This window comes from Rhizobacter sp. P2_H3 (assembly GCF_056403355.1).
In genome coordinates, this window is record NZ_JBFUFQ010000155.1 from 1 (window position 1) to 13,665 (window position 13,665).

Annotated in this window: 15 protein-coding genes; 6 read left to right on the plus strand and 9 right to left on the minus strand. The window is 69.4% G+C overall.

Going from position 1 to position 13,665, the window contains the following annotated elements; genetic code table 11:
* Positions 1-732: TRAP transporter large permease (locus tag AC1D1T_RS22810; RefSeq protein ID WP_477992536.1), on the plus strand; the 732-nt coding region annotated here is incomplete at its 5' end.
* 17 nt (positions 733-749) lie between these two features.
* Here the strand turns inward: AC1D1T_RS22810 and AC1D1T_RS22815 are convergent.
* From AC1D1T_RS22815 to AC1D1T_RS22825, 3 genes are read right to left on the minus strand one after another with little or no spacing between them, the layout of a single operon-like run.
* On the minus strand, positions 750-2,270 hold the full coding sequence (locus tag AC1D1T_RS22815) for a UxaA family hydrolase (protein WP_477828336.1): 1,521 nt from the start codon (positions 2,268-2,270) through the stop codon (positions 750-752).
* A 10-nt stretch (positions 2,271-2,280) separates the two neighbouring features.
* A complete protein-coding gene (locus AC1D1T_RS22820) occupies positions 2,281-3,144 on the minus strand; it encodes a fumarylacetoacetate hydrolase family protein (protein WP_477828337.1) in 864 nt (287 codons plus the stop codon).
* Positions 3,145-3,163: 19 nt separating this feature from the next.
* On the minus strand, positions 3,164-3,919 hold the full coding sequence (locus tag AC1D1T_RS22825) for an SDR family oxidoreductase (protein ID WP_047501323.1): 756 nt from the start codon (positions 3,917-3,919) through the stop codon (positions 3,164-3,166).
* Between the two features lie 187 nt (positions 3,920-4,106).
* Here AC1D1T_RS22825 and AC1D1T_RS22830 point away from each other — a divergent pair, with 187 nt between their 5' ends.
* The 5 genes from AC1D1T_RS22830 (at position 4,107) to AC1D1T_RS22850 (ending at position 8,197) form a co-directional block, all read left to right on the plus strand.
* On the plus strand, positions 4,107-5,780 hold the full coding sequence (locus AC1D1T_RS22830; RefSeq protein ID WP_465111323.1) for a long-chain-fatty-acid--CoA ligase: 1,674 nt from the start codon (positions 4,107-4,109) through the stop codon (positions 5,778-5,780).
* A 91-nt stretch (positions 5,781-5,871) separates the two neighbouring features.
* Complete coding sequence (locus AC1D1T_RS22835) at positions 5,872-6,375, plus strand: hypothetical protein (protein WP_156154678.1); 504 nt, start codon at positions 5,872-5,874, stop codon at positions 6,373-6,375.
* Between the two features lie 70 nt (positions 6,376-6,445).
* Complete coding sequence (locus AC1D1T_RS22840) at positions 6,446-6,934, plus strand: hypothetical protein (RefSeq protein WP_477825540.1); 489 nt, start codon at positions 6,446-6,448, stop codon at positions 6,932-6,934.
* Positions 6,935-6,973: 39 nt separating this feature from the next.
* Entirely contained in the window at positions 6,974-7,693 is a 720-nt protein-coding gene (locus tag AC1D1T_RS22845) for a 16S rRNA (uracil(1498)-N(3))-methyltransferase (protein WP_477825541.1), read from the plus strand.
* Between the two features lie 69 nt (positions 7,694-7,762).
* The gene (locus AC1D1T_RS22850; RefSeq protein WP_477825542.1) at positions 7,763-8,197 is read left to right on the plus strand and encodes a YidB family protein; all 435 of its coding nucleotides are present in this window, start codon (positions 7,763-7,765) and stop codon (positions 8,195-8,197) included.
* A 93-nt stretch (positions 8,198-8,290) separates the two neighbouring features.
* Here AC1D1T_RS22850 and AC1D1T_RS22855 read toward each other — a convergent pair whose 3' ends face one another.
* From AC1D1T_RS22855 to AC1D1T_RS22880, 6 genes are all read right to left on the minus strand, one after another.
* Complete coding sequence (locus AC1D1T_RS22855) at positions 8,291-9,523, minus strand: THUMP domain-containing class I SAM-dependent RNA methyltransferase (RefSeq protein ID WP_477825543.1); 1,233 nt, start codon at positions 9,521-9,523, stop codon at positions 8,291-8,293.
* Positions 9,524-9,534: 11 nt separating this feature from the next.
* Complete coding sequence (locus tag AC1D1T_RS22860; RefSeq protein ID WP_047501338.1) at positions 9,535-11,067, minus strand: RNA polymerase factor sigma-54; 1,533 nt, start codon at positions 11,065-11,067, stop codon at positions 9,535-9,537.
* 10 nt (positions 11,068-11,077) lie between these two features.
* A complete protein-coding gene (gene lptB, locus AC1D1T_RS22865; protein WP_047501341.1) occupies positions 11,078-11,854 on the minus strand; it encodes an LPS export ABC transporter ATP-binding protein in 777 nt (258 codons plus the stop codon).
* Positions 11,851-12,474, minus strand: a complete 624-nt coding sequence (gene lptA, locus AC1D1T_RS22870; RefSeq protein WP_465111327.1) for a lipopolysaccharide transport periplasmic protein LptA — start codon at positions 12,472-12,474, stop codon at positions 11,851-11,853. Before lptA ends, lptB begins: the two co-directional genes overlap by 4 nt.
* 89 nt (positions 12,475-12,563) lie before the next feature.
* Complete coding sequence (locus AC1D1T_RS22875) at positions 12,564-13,232, minus strand: thiol:disulfide interchange protein DsbA/DsbL (RefSeq protein ID WP_465111328.1); 669 nt, start codon at positions 13,230-13,232, stop codon at positions 12,564-12,566.
* Between the two features lie 87 nt (positions 13,233-13,319).
* On the minus strand, positions 13,320-13,665 hold a 346-nt coding region (locus AC1D1T_RS22880; protein ID WP_477992537.1), incomplete at its 5' end, for an SPOR domain-containing protein.

The following is a 13,665-nucleotide window of genomic DNA, read 5'->3' on the forward strand; positions in this document are numbered from 1 at the left end:
CTGCTGGGCGTGACCACCTGGTACCGGGCGCGCAAGTTCGACTACCCACGCCTGCCGCGCGCGAGCTGGGGCGAGCGCTGGAAGGCCTTCCGCGAGGCGTTCTGGGGCATCGCGCTGATCGTGATCGTGATCGGCGGCATCTACTCCGGCATCTTCACGCCGACCGAGGCGGCGGCGATCGCGGCGGTGTATGCCTTCGTGATCTCGGTGTTCATCTACAAGGACCTGAAGCTGCGCGACGTGCCGAAGGTGCTGCGCAACGCCGCCGCGATGAGCTCGATGCTGCTGTACATCATCACGAACGCGGTGCTGTTCTCGTTCCTGCTGACCTCCGAGCAGATCCCGCAGTCGATGGCGGCGTGGATGACGGGCCAGGGCTTCGGCGTGGTGGTGTTCCTGCTGCTGGTCAACATCATCCTGCTGGTGGCCGGCAACTTCATGGACCCGTCGGCGATCGTGCTGATCATGGCGCCGATCCTGTACCCGGTGGCCTGCAAGCTGGGCGTGAACCCGATCCACCTGGGCATCCTGATGGCGGTCAACATGGAGGTCGGCATGTGCCACCCGCCGGTCGGGCTGAACCTGTACGTCGCGTCGGGCATCAGCAAGATGGGCATCACCGAGCTGACGATCGCGGTGTGGCCATGGCTGCTGACGATGATCGGGTTCCTGGTCCTCGTCACCTACTGGCCGGCGCTGTCGCTGACGCTGCCGCACCTGCTGGCGCGCTGAGGATCTACATCACGGACCTACATCACCGCGCCGAACTGCCACGGCACGAATTCGTTCTGGCCGTAGCCGTGGCGTTCGCTCTTGGTCAGCTCGCCCGATGCGGTGGCCAGCATCTGCGCAAAGATCGCTTCGCCGAGCTCGCCGATGGTGGCCGTGCCGTCGACGATGCTGCCGCAGTTGATGTCGATGTCGTCCTGCTGGCGCAGCCACAGCGCGGTGTTGGTCGACAGCTTCAGCGACGGTGACGGTGCGCAGCCGTAGGCCGAGCCGCGGCCGGTCGTGAAGCAGATCAGGTTGGCGCCGCCGGCGACCTGGCCGGTCGCGCTGACCGGGTCGTAGCCCGGCGTGTCCATGAACACCAGGCCGTGCGCCGTCACCGGCTCGGCGTATTCGCAGACCTCGACCAGGTTGGTGGTGCCGCTCTTCGCGATCGCGCCCAGCGATTTCTCGAGGATGGTGGTCAGCCCGCCGGCCTTGTTGCCGGCCGACGGGTTGTTGTCCATCTCGGCATGGTTGCGCTCGCAGTGGTCTTCCCACCAGCGCAGCCGCGCGAGCAGCTTGCCGGCGACCGCGGGCGACACCGCGCGCCGCGTCAGCAGGTGTTCGCCGCCGTAGATCTCGGGCGTCTCCGACAGGATCGCGGTGCCGCCGTGGCGCACCAGCAGGTCGACCGCGGCGCCGAGCGCCGGGTTCGCGCTGATGCCGGAGTAGCCGTCGGAGCCGCCGCATTGCAGCCCGACGCACAGGTGGCTCGCGCTGACCGGCTGGCGCCGGGTGCGGTTCGCTTCCGGCAGCATCTCGTTGACGAGCGCGATGCCGCGCGCGACCGCCTTCGCGGTGCCGCCGGCGTCCTGGATGTTGTAGCTGTGCAGGCGTGGGCCGTCGGCCAGGCCGATGCCGGCGATCTGGTTGGTCTCGCATCCGAGGCCCACCATCAGCAGCGCGGCGAAGTTCGGGTGCCGCGCATAGCCGGCCAGCGTGCGGCGGAGCACCTGCAGCGGCTCGCCTTCGCTGTCGGTCGCGCAGCCGGCGCCGTGCGTCAGCGCGACGACGCCGTCGACGTTCGGGAACGCGGCCAGCGCCTCGGGGTGGATGTCGCGCCGGAAGTGGTCGGCGATCGCGCGGGCGACGGTCGCCGAGCAGTTCACCGAGGTCAGGATGCCGATGTAGTTGCGCGTCGCGATGCGGCCGTCGGCGCGCACGATGCCCTGGAAGGTGGCCGGGGTCTCGACGAAGGCCGTCGGGTGCGCGTCGGCGCCGACGGCGGGGTCGCGCTCGAAGCTCGAGAACTCGAGGTTGTGCGTGTGCACGTGCTGGCCGGCAGTGATCGGCTGGCGCGCGATGCCGATCACCTGGTTGTAGCGCCGCACCGGGGCGCCGGCCGGCAGGTCGCGCACCGCGAGCTTGTGGCCGGGCGGGATCAGGCCGCTGACGGTCACGCCCTCGGAGTCGATGCGCGTGCCCGACACCAGCTGGCGCCGCGCGATGACGACGTCGTCGGCTGGGTGGATGCGAATCGTCGGCGCGCTGGTTTCCATCAGGGCCTCGTCAGCCGTCGATCAACTCCGGATTCCATGCATGCACCTTCTGCTGCTGCTCACCCAGGCCCTGGATGCCCAGCTTGATCGAATCGCCCGGCTTCAGGTACAGCTGCGGCTTCTGCCCCATGCCGACACCCGGCGGCGTGCCGGTGCTGATCAGGTCGCCCGGGTTCAGCGTCATGAAGCGGCTCACGTAGCTCACCAGGTGCGCCACGTTGAACACCATCGTCTTCGTGTTGCCGTTCTGGAACCGCTTGCCGTTCACCTCGAGCCACATCGGCAGATTCTGCGGATCGGGCACCTCGTCCTTCGTGACCAGCCACGGGCCGACCGGGCCGAAGGTGTCGCAGCCCTTGCCCTTGTCCCAGGTGCCGCCGCGCTCCAGCTGGTACTCGCGTTCCGACAGGTCGTTGACGATGCAGTAGCCGGCCACGTGGTTCAGTGCGTCGGCCTCGGACACGTAGCGTGCCGTGCTGCCGATCACGACGCCGAGCTCGACCTCCCAGTCGCTCTTCACCGAGTTCTTCGGCAGCACGACCGGGTCGTTGCAGCCGATCAGCGCGCTGCTCGCCTTCATGAAGATCACCGGCTCGGCCGGCACCGGCTGGCCCGATTCGGCGGCGTGGTCCGCATAGTTCAGGCCGATGCAGATGAACTTGCCGAGGCCCGCCCAGGGCGGCGCGAGGCGGCCCGGTGTCTCGATGAGCGGCAGCGTCGACGGATCCAGCTCGTGCAGCCGCTTCAGGCCGTGCGGCGACAGCGTCGCGGCAGTGATGTCGGCGAGCACGCCCGACAGGTCGCGCAGCTGGCCGTCGGCATCGACCAGCGCGGGTTGCTCGGAGCCCTTCGGGCCGTGGCGCATCAATTTCATGGACTTCTCTTTCCGTGCTTCAGTTGGACCAACCACCGTCGATGATCTGCGAGGTGCCGGTGGTGAACCCGGACTCGTCGGACGCAAGATACACCGCCAGCGCCGCGATCTCGGCGGTGCTGCCGATGCGGCCGATCGGCTGCCGGGCGACGAAGGCCGCCTCGACCTGTGCCACCGTCTGCCCGCTCGCGCCGGCCTGCGCCTCGATGCGCTGGCGCAGCGAGGGCGATTCGATCGTGCCCGGGCAGATCGCGTTGCAGCGGATGCCCTTCGCGACGAAATCCGCCGCGACCGACTTCGTCAGCCCGATCACCGCCGCCTTCGTCGTGCCGTAGACGAAGCGGTTCGGCGCGCCCTTGATGCTGCCGGCCACCGAGGCCACGTTGATGATCGAGCCGCCACCGCCGGCCAGCATCGCCGGCAGCGCCGCGCGGATCGTGCGGTACATCGAGCGCACGTTCAGGTCGAACGAGAAATCCCAGGCCGCGTCGTCGCACTCGAGGATGGTGCCGGCATGCACGAAGCCGGCGCCGTTGAACAGCACCTGCAGCGGCCCGAGCCCGGCCACCAGCGACTGCACCGCGGCGCCGTCGCGCACGTCGAGGTGCCGCGCGGTGATGCCGGGGATGCGCGACAGCTCGGCCAGCGCCGCATCGTTGATGTCGGTCGCGATCACCCGCGCACCCTCGCGCGCGAAGGCCTCCGCGGTGGCGCGGCCGATGCCCTGGCCGGCGGCGGTGACGAGGGCGGCCTTGCCGGCCAGTCGTTGCGTCATGGGGTCGTCCTGTGAGTTGTGTCAAATTGGTCCAGTGGTCTGACCAATTCGTCGAAAGCGTACGGGAAGCCTCCAGGAGCGTCAATCCGTGTTGCACCCTTGCGGGTGCCACCCTTCAGGTGAAACACCCTAGGGGGCGTGTGAATACCATGGGCCAGAATCGCCCGTTCGTTTCCGGAGACCCCAGATGGATAAGACTTGGCTCAAGCAGTACCCCAGCGGGGTGCCGGAGCAGATCGATGTCGAGCAGTACACGTCGCTCACCGCGTTGATCGACGAAAGCCTGAAGAAGTACGCCGACCTGCCCGCCTACAAGTTCATGGGCAAGGTCTTCACGTTCCGCCAGGTCGACGAGGCCTCGCGCGCGTTCGCCGCGTACCTGCAGGCGCTCGGGCTCGAGAAGGGCGACCGCGTCGCGATCATGATGCCCAACGTGCCGCAGTACCCGATCGCGGTCGCCGGCATCCTGCGCGCCGGCCTGGTGGTGGTCAACGTCAACCCGCTGTACACGCCGCGCGAGCTGGAGCACCAGCTGAAGGACTCCGGCTCGAAGGCCATCCTGATCATCGAGAACTTCGCCGCCACGCTGCAGGCCTGCCTGGCCGCGGTGCCGACGAAGAAGATCATCCTCGCGACGATGGGCGACATGCTCGGCTTCCCGAAGGGGCTGATCGTCAACTACGTCGTGCGCAACGTGAAGAAGCTGGTGCCGGCCTTCGAGCTGCCCGGCGCGGTGCCGTACAACGACGCGATCTCCGCCGGCAAGCGCGCGAGCCTGAAGGCGCCCACGCTCAAGCTCGACGACATCGCGGTGCTGCAGTACACCGGCGGCACCACCGGCGTCAGCAAGGGCGCGGTGCTGCTGCACCGCAACCTGGTCGCCAACACGCTGCAGGCCGAGGCCTGGTACCAGCCGGCGATGCGCAAGGTGCCGGCCGGCACGCAGATCATGTCGGTGTGCGCGCTGCCGCTGTATCACATCTTCGGCTTCACCTCGAACATGATGCTGTCGATGCGCACCGGCGGCTGCAACCTGCTGATCCCGAACCCGCGCGACATTCCGGGCGTCTTCAAGGAGCTGGCCAAGCAGCCGTTCCACAGCCTGCCGGCGGTCAACACGCTGTTCAACGCGATGGCCAACCATGCGCTGTTCAACACCGTCGACTGGAGCCACCTGAAGATCTCGGTCGGCGGCGGCATGGCGGTGCAGCAGGCCACCGCCAAGCTGTGGCTCGAGAAGACCGGCTGCCCGATCTGCGAAGGCTACGGCCTGTCGGAGACCTCGCCGTCGGCCACCTGCAACCCGACCGACAGCACGGCCTACACCGGCACCATCGGCCTGCCGCTGCCGTCCACCGAGCTGGCGCTGCTCGACGACGACGGCCGCGAGGTGCCACTGGGCACGCCGGGCGAGATCGCGATCCGCGGCCCGCAGGTGATGGCCGGGTACTGGCAGCGCCCCGACGAGACCGCGAAGGTGATGACGGCCGACGGCTTCTTCCGCACCGGCGACATCGGCACCGTCGACGGCAACGGCTACTTCAAGATCGTCGACCGCAAGAAGGACATGATCCTGGTCAGCGGCTTCAACGTCTACCCGAACGAGGTCGAGGACGTCGTCACGCAGATGCCCGGCGTGCTCGAGTGCGCTGCGATCGGCGTGCCCGATGCGAAGGCCGGCGAGGCGGTGAAGCTGGTGATCGTGCGCAAGAACCCCGCGCTGACCGAGGCCGAGGTGCGCGCGTACTGCGAGGCCAACATGACCGGCTACAAGCGGCCGAAGGTGGTCGAGTTCCGCACCGAGCTGCCGAAGAGCCCGGTGGGCAAGATCCTGCGGCGCGAGTTGAGGGACAAGACCTGACGATGCTGTGGATGAGCGCCCCGCAGAGGGCGTCATGCTGATAAATTCGGGCCGCGGCTGACCCGCCGCGCCGCGCCCTGGGAGAGCTCTGGTGATCTGGACCAAAACTGACGCGGGACGAATCGAGATGACGGCGCGCGCGCTCGTCAAGGAGCGTGCGCAGCGCAACCTGCTGCTGCTGATCGACGGTGCGAAGTCCGAGGAGATGCTGCTGGCCAACGTGGTCGGCGTGACGATCGACGACTTCCGGGCCCTCGAGACCCTGGGCCTGATCGCGCAGGTGTCGGGCAGCGGCAGTTCACGCCTGAACACCCCGCCGGCTGCGGCGCCGGCCAGTGCGCCCGCTGCCGCCTCCGGCGGTGTCGGCACGCCGGTCGACCCGGGCGAGCTCGACTACGCGAAGTTCACGTCCACGCTGACGCAGATGATCTCCAGCGAACTCGGCCTGCGCGGCTTCACGCTGACGCTCGCGGTCGAGAAGGCCAGCACCATCGAGGAACTGCGCGACGTGGCCGACCGCACGATCGAGCAGATCCGCTCGCGCAAGGGCGAGCCCGCGGCGCACAAGGCGCGTCGCGCTCTGTACGGCGGCTGAGCTGGCCCCAACCCCCGCGCCCCCGGCGCGCCCGCTGTGGCGCAGGCTGCTGCGGCTGCCCTGGCGGCTGTTGCGCGCGCTGCTGCTGGTGCTGGCGGCGCTCGTGCTGTTCATCGAGGAGTGGGGCTGGCGGCCGCTGACGGCCTTCGTCGCGCGGCTCGCGAAGTGGCCGCCGCTGGCGCGCTTCGAGGCGCTGGTGCGCGCCGCGCCGCCGCGCATTGCGCTGCTGCTGTTCCTGGCGCCGGCGGTCGCGCTGTTCCCGATCAAGCTGCTCGCGTTGTGGATCCTCAGCCGCGGCCATGCGCTGCTCGGCATCACGGTGATCGTCGTCGCCAAGCTGCTCGGCACCGCGATCGTCGGGCGCCTGTTCATCCTGACCGAGTCGCAGCTGATGCATTTCGCGTGGTTCGCGCGGGCGCTGACGTGGTGGCGCGCGACCAAGCTGCGCGTGATGGAGGCGCTGCGCCGCTCGGCCGCGTGGCGCGGCGCGCGGCGGCTGAAGACGCGCTGGCGTGCATGGCGCCGGCGCTGGCGCGGTCTCGACGAGCAGGACGGCTGAGGCGAACGGGCTGACCGGAAGGGCTGGCACACTTCGGTCATGCCTCCCCGTTTCCATGTGGCCGAGCCGATGCTGGCCGGCGTCGAACTGAGCCTTCCTCCCGGTGCCGCGCGCCACGTGCAGGTGCTGCGCCTGCAGCCCGGCGATCCGCTGACGCTGTTCAACGGCGAGGGCGGCGAGTGGCAGGCCGAGGTCGTCCGGATGGGCCGCGGCGACGTGGCCGTGCGCCTGAATGCGCACATCCCGGTCGACCGCGAGCTGCCGATCCATGTGACGCTCGCGCTCGGCATGCCGGCCAACGAGCGCATGGATGCGCTGGTCGAGAAGGCGACCGAGCTCGGCGTCGCAGTGATCCAGCCGCTGATGACCGAGCGCTCGGTGCTGCGCCTGAGCGGCGAGCGCGCCGACAGGAAGCAGGCGCATTGGCAGGGCGTCGCGGCCGCGGCCGCCGAGCAGTGCGGGCGCACCCGCGTACCGCTGATCGCGCCGGTGCGCAGCCTCGCCGACTGGCTGCGCGGCCAGCCGCCGGCCGCCGGCCGCCGCTTCGTGCTGAGCCTGCGCACGCCCGAGCCGCTGCAGGCCGAGGCCGGTGGTGCGCTGACCTTCCTCAGCGGCCCCGAAGGCGGGCTCAGCGAGGCCGAAGAGGCGGCGGCCGCGGCCAGCGGCTTCGCGCCGGCCAGCCTCGGCCCGCGCGTGCTGCGGGCCGACACGGCACCGCTCGCGGTGCTCGCGTACCTCGGGCTGTCGTCGGGCGCCTGAGCCCCGAGCGGTCTTGTGGTCGACACGGGCGGCGCCCACAATCGGTCTCCCCACTCCAAGGAGCACCTCATGGGACTGCTGGATTCCGTGATCGGCATGGTGGCCGGCCAGAACGACCCGACGGGCCAGGGCGGCGGCAACCACGCCGCGCTGATCACCGCCGTGGTGTCGATGTTGAACGCGAACGGCTCGGGTGGCGGTCTCAACGACCTGATCGCCCGCTTCGAGCAGGGCGGGCTCGGCTCGGTGATCGGCTCGTGGGTGTCGACCGGGCAGAACCTGCCGATCTCGGCCGAGCAGCTGCAGAGCGTGCTCGGTTCAGGCCAGCTGGCGCAGATCGCCGAGCAGCTCGGGCTGTCGCACGGCGAGGCGGCCGATCAGTTGTCGCAGGTGCTGCCGCAGGTGGTCGACCACCTGACGCCGAACGGGGAGTTGCCGGCCAGCGGTGCGGCCGGCGGGATGGGCGATATCGGCAGCCTGATCGGGAGCTTGCTGCGACGCTGACGGGGGCGGGCCGAGCGCCGGGCCGCCCCAAGCCGGCCCGCATCCCCTCGGGGGATCGACCGGCGTACCCGCCGGGCGAGGGGTTGTCATGGGTCAGCGCGCCGAACCGGCCACCAGGTCGAAGCGGAACAAGCGGCACTCGATCGGCCCGTTCCACATCGGCACGCGCTTCGACTCCTTCAGCCGCATCGAGCCCGGCAGCTTCATGTCCGGGCTCAGCACCCAGGCGGTCCAGCCGGCGGGGTGCTGGGTGTAGGCGCGCTTCCAGTGCGCCGACAGGCGCGGGAAGAAGTCGGCGACCAGGGCCTTGTTGTCGTCTTCATCGTGCGCCGGCGCGCGCGCCTTGCCCGCGACCTCGATGCGCTCGCCGTATGGCGGGTTGATCATCAGCGTGCCGGGCAGCGTGGCCGGCAACGTGGGCGCCGGGCGCTCCAGCGCATCGCCGCCGTTGAACTGGATCGCCTGCTCGACGCCGGCGCGCTGCGCATTGCGGCGCGCGAAATCGACCATCCGGAACGACACGTCGCTCGCGTGGATCGTCACCGCGCTCGCGTGGATGCGCGACTGCGCATGGCTCTTCAGGCGCTGCCATTGCGCGCGCATCTCGGCATCGGCGAACGGCAACAGCCGCTCGAACGCGAAGCGGCGCTTCAGCCCGGGCGCGATGCCGCAGGCGATCTGCGCGGCCTCGATCGCGATCGTGCCGGAGCCGCAGCACGGGTCGTGCAGCGCGCCGCCGGCCTCGGGCGTGCCGCGCCAGCCGGCGGCGGCCAGCATCGCGGCGGCCAGCGTCTCCTTCAGCGGCGCGTCGCCCTTGTCCTCGCGCCAGCCGCGCTTGAACAGCGGCTCGCCCGAGGTGTCGACATACAGCGAGGCCCGCTCCTCGGCGACGTGCAGCAGCAGCGGCAGGTCGGGGTGGCGGGTGTCGACGCTCGGGCGCGTGCCGGTGGCTTCGCGCAACTGGTCGCACACCGCATCCTTGATGCGCAGCGCGGCGAAGTTCAGGCTGCGCAGCGGGCTGCGGTGCGCGGTGGTGTCGACGCGCAGCGTGTGTTCGGGCGTGATCCACTGCTGCCAGTCGACGCCGCGCGCGAGCTCGTACAGGTCGTGCTCGTCGCGGTACGGCCCCTCGGCCACCTCGGCCAGCACGCGCTGCGCGAGCCGGCATTCGAGGTTCAGCGTCATCACGTCCTGCGGGTCGCCGTCGAGCGCGACGCCGCCGCGGCCGGCGTGCACCTGCGCGGTCGGCAGGATGCGCAGCACCTCTTCTTCGAGGAGCGCTTCAACGCCCGCGGCACAGGGCAGGAACAGGGGGAGGGCGCACATCGGGATTCAGTTCAGAGGGATTTGCGGAGGTTCGCGGGCGCGATCTTCAGCGCTTCGCGGTACTTCGCGACGGTGCGGCGCGCGACCTGGATGCCCTGCTCCTCCAGCATGTGGCTGAGCTGGCTGTCCGACAGCGGCTTGGCCGCGTCCTCGGCGCTGACCAGCTGCTTGATCAGCGCGCGCACCGCGGTGCTCGACGCATTGCCGCCGGCCTCGGTGTTCAGCGACGAGCCGAAGAAGTACTTCAGCTCGAAGGTGCCGAACATCGTGGCCATGTACTTGGCCGTCGTCACGCGCGAGATGGTCGATTCGTGCAGGCCGAGCTCGTCGGCGATCTCGCGCAGCACCAGCGGCTTCATCGCGATCTCGCCGTGCGTGAAGAAGCTCTTCTGCCGCTCGACGATCGCCTGCGAGACGCGCTGGATGGTGTCGAAGCGCTGCTGGATGTTCTTCATGAACCAGCGCGCCTCCTGCAGCCGCGAGCTCAGCGCGCTGCCGCCGGCCCCGCCCGAGCCGCGGCCCTGGCGGATCGCCTGCGCGTAGAGGTCGTTGATGCGCAGCTTGGGCATCACGTCGGGGTTCAGCACGACCTTCCAGTTGCGGCCGGACTTCTGCACGATCACGTCGGGCACGATGATGTTGGCCTCGGCACGCGCGAACGGGCGGCCCGGCTTCGGCTCCAGCGCGACGATCAGCGTCTGCGCTTCCTTGATCAGCTCCTCGTCGGCGCCGGTCGCGGCCATCAGCTTCTTCATGTCGCGCCGGGCCAGCAGGTCCAGGTGCTGCTTGCAGATGATGATCGCGATCATCTGCGCCTCGCAGCGCTCCTGCGCGCGCAGCTGCAGCGTCAGGCATTCGCCGAGGTTGCGGGCGCCGACGCCGAGCGGCTCCATGTTCTGCAGCCACTTCAGCGCGCACTGCAGGCGCTCGAGGATCTCCTCCTGCTGCTCGGGGTCGCCTGCCAGCTCGGCGGCGATCTCCTCGAGCGGGTCGGCCAGGTAGCCGTCGTCGTCGAGCGATTCGATCAGCACGGTGATCGCGATCGCATCTTCGGCACTGACGCGCATGCCGAGCAGCTGCTCGCGCAGGTGATCCTGCAGGCTGGGGGCCTGCGGGTTGCGGTCCTGGCCGTCGAAGTCGTCGTCGGGGTTGCTGCCGCTGCCGGCCGCGCTGGGCGTCTCGCGGATGCCGTCGAAATCGTCGCGCTCGGTGCCGTTCTCCCAGTCCTCGCGCTCGGTCGCGCCGAACTCGGCGCTGTCGACGCCGGCGGACTCATCGGGCGCGGTCTCGGCGGACGACTCGCTCGCGGTGCTGCTGTCGGCCTCGCGCTCGGCATTGCGCTCCGAGGTCGTCAGCCGTTCGGTCAGGGGCTCGGACGGGGCCGCCTCCTCCAGCTCGGCCTCGAGGAAGGGGTTCTGCTCCAGCATCTGCTCGACTTCCTGGTGGAGTTCGAGCGTGGAGAGCTGCAGCAGCCGGATGGACTGCTGCAACTGCGGCGTCAAGGCCAGATGCTGCGACAGGCGGACCTGAAGGGAGGGCTTCATGTGTCAGCCCTCACATGCGGAAGTGTTCGCCGAGGTAGACCTTTCGCACATCGGCGTTGTCGACGATCTCGGCCGGCGTGCCCTCGGTGAGCACACGCCCCTCGCTGATGATGTACGCGCGGTCGCAGATGCCCAGCGTCTCGCGCACGTTGTGGTCGGTGATCAGCACCCCGATGCCACGGCTCTTCAGGAACCCGATGATGCGCTGGATCTCGATCACCGCGATCGGGTCGACGCCGGCGAACGGCTCGTCCAGCAGGATGAAGCGCGGCTGCGTGGCCAGTGCCCGGGCGATCTCGACGCGGCGGCGCTCGCCGCCCGACAGCGCCGGTGCCGGGCTGTCGCGCAGCTTCTCGATGCTCAGGTCGTTCAGCAGGTCGCCGAGCAGCTTGTCGACGGTGGCCTTCGGCAGCTCCTTGCCGTCGGGGCCGCGCTGCAGCTCGAGCACGGCGCGGATGTTCTCCTCGACGGTCAGCTTGCGGAAGATCGAGGCTTCCTGCGGCAGGTAGCTCAGGCCCAGGCGCGAACGCTGGTGGATCGGCAGGCGCTCGACGCGCTGGCCGTCGATCAGGATCTGGCCGTCATCGGCGCGCACCAGGCCGACGATCATGTAGAAGCTGGTGGTCTTGCCGGCGCCGTTCGGGCCGAGCAGCCCGACGACCTCGCCGCTGCGCACCGACAGGCGCACGTCCTTGACCACCTTGCGCGCGCCATAGGTCTTCTGCAGGCCGATGGCCTCCAGCCGGCTGGTGTCGGCCGCGGCGGTGCTGGCGGGGACGGCGCTCAACGGCGTGCTCCCGAGGCTGCCTGCGAGGCCGCTTCAGCGGCGGCCGGCGTGCCTTCCTTCGGCGTGAACACGTAGCGCACGCGGCCGGTCGGGTTGCTCGGGGTCACCGCGGCGCTGCCGCCGGCGACGGTGAAGAGCTCGGCCGTGCCGTCGTAGGTGATCAGCGCGCCGGTCACTTCGTCGGCCACCGCGGTGCCGCGCAGCCGGCGCACCGAGGCCTTGTTGACGAAGCGGATGGTGTCGAGCTTGCTGTCGTACTCGAGGCGCTCGGCCTCGCCTTCGACGAATTCATTCACGCCTTCGCGTTTCTGCCGGAAGCTGGCCGGCTGGGTCGGCGTGCCGACGGCGATGGCGGACTGGTAACCGTCCGGCCCCTCGCGAACCTCGATGCGCCCCGCCTTGATCAGCATCGTCCCCTTGCTGACGACGACGTTGCCGTTGAACACGACCAGCTGGTTGATCAGGTCGACCTTGCCCGGCTGGTCGGATTCGACCTCCATCTTCTTCAGCCGGTCGGCCCGTTCGGCCTGGGCCGGCAACGCCGTGGCAAGCGCACAGGCGGCGGCGACAAGCGCCAGCCGACGCCGGGAGAAAAGGGAGGTGTAGGTAAGTGGGGTCATTGCGGCATGAAACTTGCAGGCCATTCTAGCCACAGTTTCATGCCGTCGGGGTTACCAGATGAAGTCGGCGTTGCACCGACTTGGGGTCATCAAGCGCCGGTGCGGGATTTCTGGATCAGGAAGTCGGTGACCTGCAGCATGCGCTCGTTGGTGCCGGCCAGCGACCCCGAGGTGAAGTAGCGGCCGTTGATGCCCAGCGCCGGCACGCCATCGAGCTTGTAGGCCTCGGCCAGCTTGGCGGCCTGCTTGGTCTTGGTCTGCGTCGAGAACGAGTTGTAGGCCTCCAGGAACTTGGCGCTGTCGACGCCGTTCTTGGCCATGAAGGCGGCGATCTCGTCGGGCTTGTCCAGGCGGGCGTGCTCGCTGTGGATCGCGTAGAAGACCTTGCGGTGCATCGCATCGACCTTGCCCAGCGTCTCGAGCGCATAGAAGATCTTCTGGTGCGCGACGAACGGCTCGTCGCGGAACGCGACCGGCACGCGGCGGAACACCACGTCGGCCGGCAGCTTCTTCTGCCAGGCGTCGAGCGCCGGCTCGAAGGCGTTGCAGTGCGGGCAGCCGTACCAGAAGAACTCCACCACCTCGATCTTGCCCGGCGTGGCAGGCGACACCGGCTGCGCGAACTTGATGTAGTTGGTGCCCTCGACCGGGGCGCCTTGCGCGAGGGCGCCGGTGCTGGCGGTGAGGCCGATGGTGCCCAGGCCGGCACCGCCCAGGCTGGCTCCGACCAGCTGTGCCGAGAAATCGCGACGGTTCATGTTCAGTTCCAAAGTGGTAGGGATCAACGACGAGCGGTGGAGTCGGTGTCGGATGGAAAAGTTCAGGGCTGCTCTTTCGATCCCGGCTTACTTCTGCACGCGGACCAGCGCCGATTCCACCCCCACGCCATCCAGCTTTTCCTTCGCCAGGTCGGCGTCTTCCTTCTTGTCGTACGGGCCGAGGCGCACCCGGAACATCGTGCGCCCGGACTGCTCGCGCTCGGTGATCTTGGCCTGCAGGCCCATCATCGCCAGCTTGGCCCGTTGCTGCTCGGCATCCTCGACGCGCCCGAAAGCGCCTGCCTGGACGAAGTAGCTCAACGCATCGGAGCCGGGTTTGGTGGACGTGATCACCGGTGCGGGCGGGCTGGCCGGCGCGGTGGCCGCCGCCGTCGCCGGGCTGCGGCCCTCGAGGATGGCGGCCGGGTCACGG

What these genes read in the sequence shown, in the direction of transcription:
- AC1D1T_RS22825 (WP_047501323.1), bottom strand. Translation starts at nt 3,919, where the DNA reads ATGACGCAACGACTGGCCGGCAAGGCCGCCCTCGTCACCGCCGCCGGC.
- AC1D1T_RS22815 (WP_477828336.1), bottom strand. Translation starts at nt 2,270, where the DNA reads ATGGAAACCAGCGCGCCGACGATTCGCATCCACCCAGCCGACGACGTC.
- AC1D1T_RS22845 (WP_477825541.1), top strand. Translation starts at nt 6,974, where the DNA reads ATGCCTCCCCGTTTCCATGTGGCCGAGCCGATGCTGGCCGGCGTCGAA.
- AC1D1T_RS22820 (WP_477828337.1), bottom strand. Translation starts at nt 3,144, where the DNA reads ATGAAATTGATGCGCCACGGCCCGAAGGGCTCCGAGCAACCCGCGCTG.
- AC1D1T_RS22875 (WP_465111328.1), bottom strand. Translation starts at nt 13,232, where the DNA reads ATGAACCGTCGCGATTTCTCGGCACAGCTGGTCGGAGCCAGCCTGGGC.
- AC1D1T_RS22830 (WP_465111323.1), top strand. Translation starts at nt 4,107, where the DNA reads ATGGATAAGACTTGGCTCAAGCAGTACCCCAGCGGGGTGCCGGAGCAG.
- AC1D1T_RS22855 (WP_477825543.1), bottom strand. Translation starts at nt 9,523, where the DNA reads ATGTGCGCCCTCCCCCTGTTCCTGCCCTGTGCCGCGGGCGTTGAAGCG.
- AC1D1T_RS22850 (WP_477825542.1), top strand. Translation starts at nt 7,763, where the DNA reads ATGGGACTGCTGGATTCCGTGATCGGCATGGTGGCCGGCCAGAACGAC.
- AC1D1T_RS22860 (WP_047501338.1), bottom strand. Translation starts at nt 11,067, where the DNA reads ATGAAGCCCTCCCTTCAGGTCCGCCTGTCGCAGCATCTGGCCTTGACG.
- lptA (WP_465111327.1), bottom strand. Translation starts at nt 12,474, where the DNA reads ATGACCCCACTTACCTACACCTCCCTTTTCTCCCGGCGTCGGCTGGCG.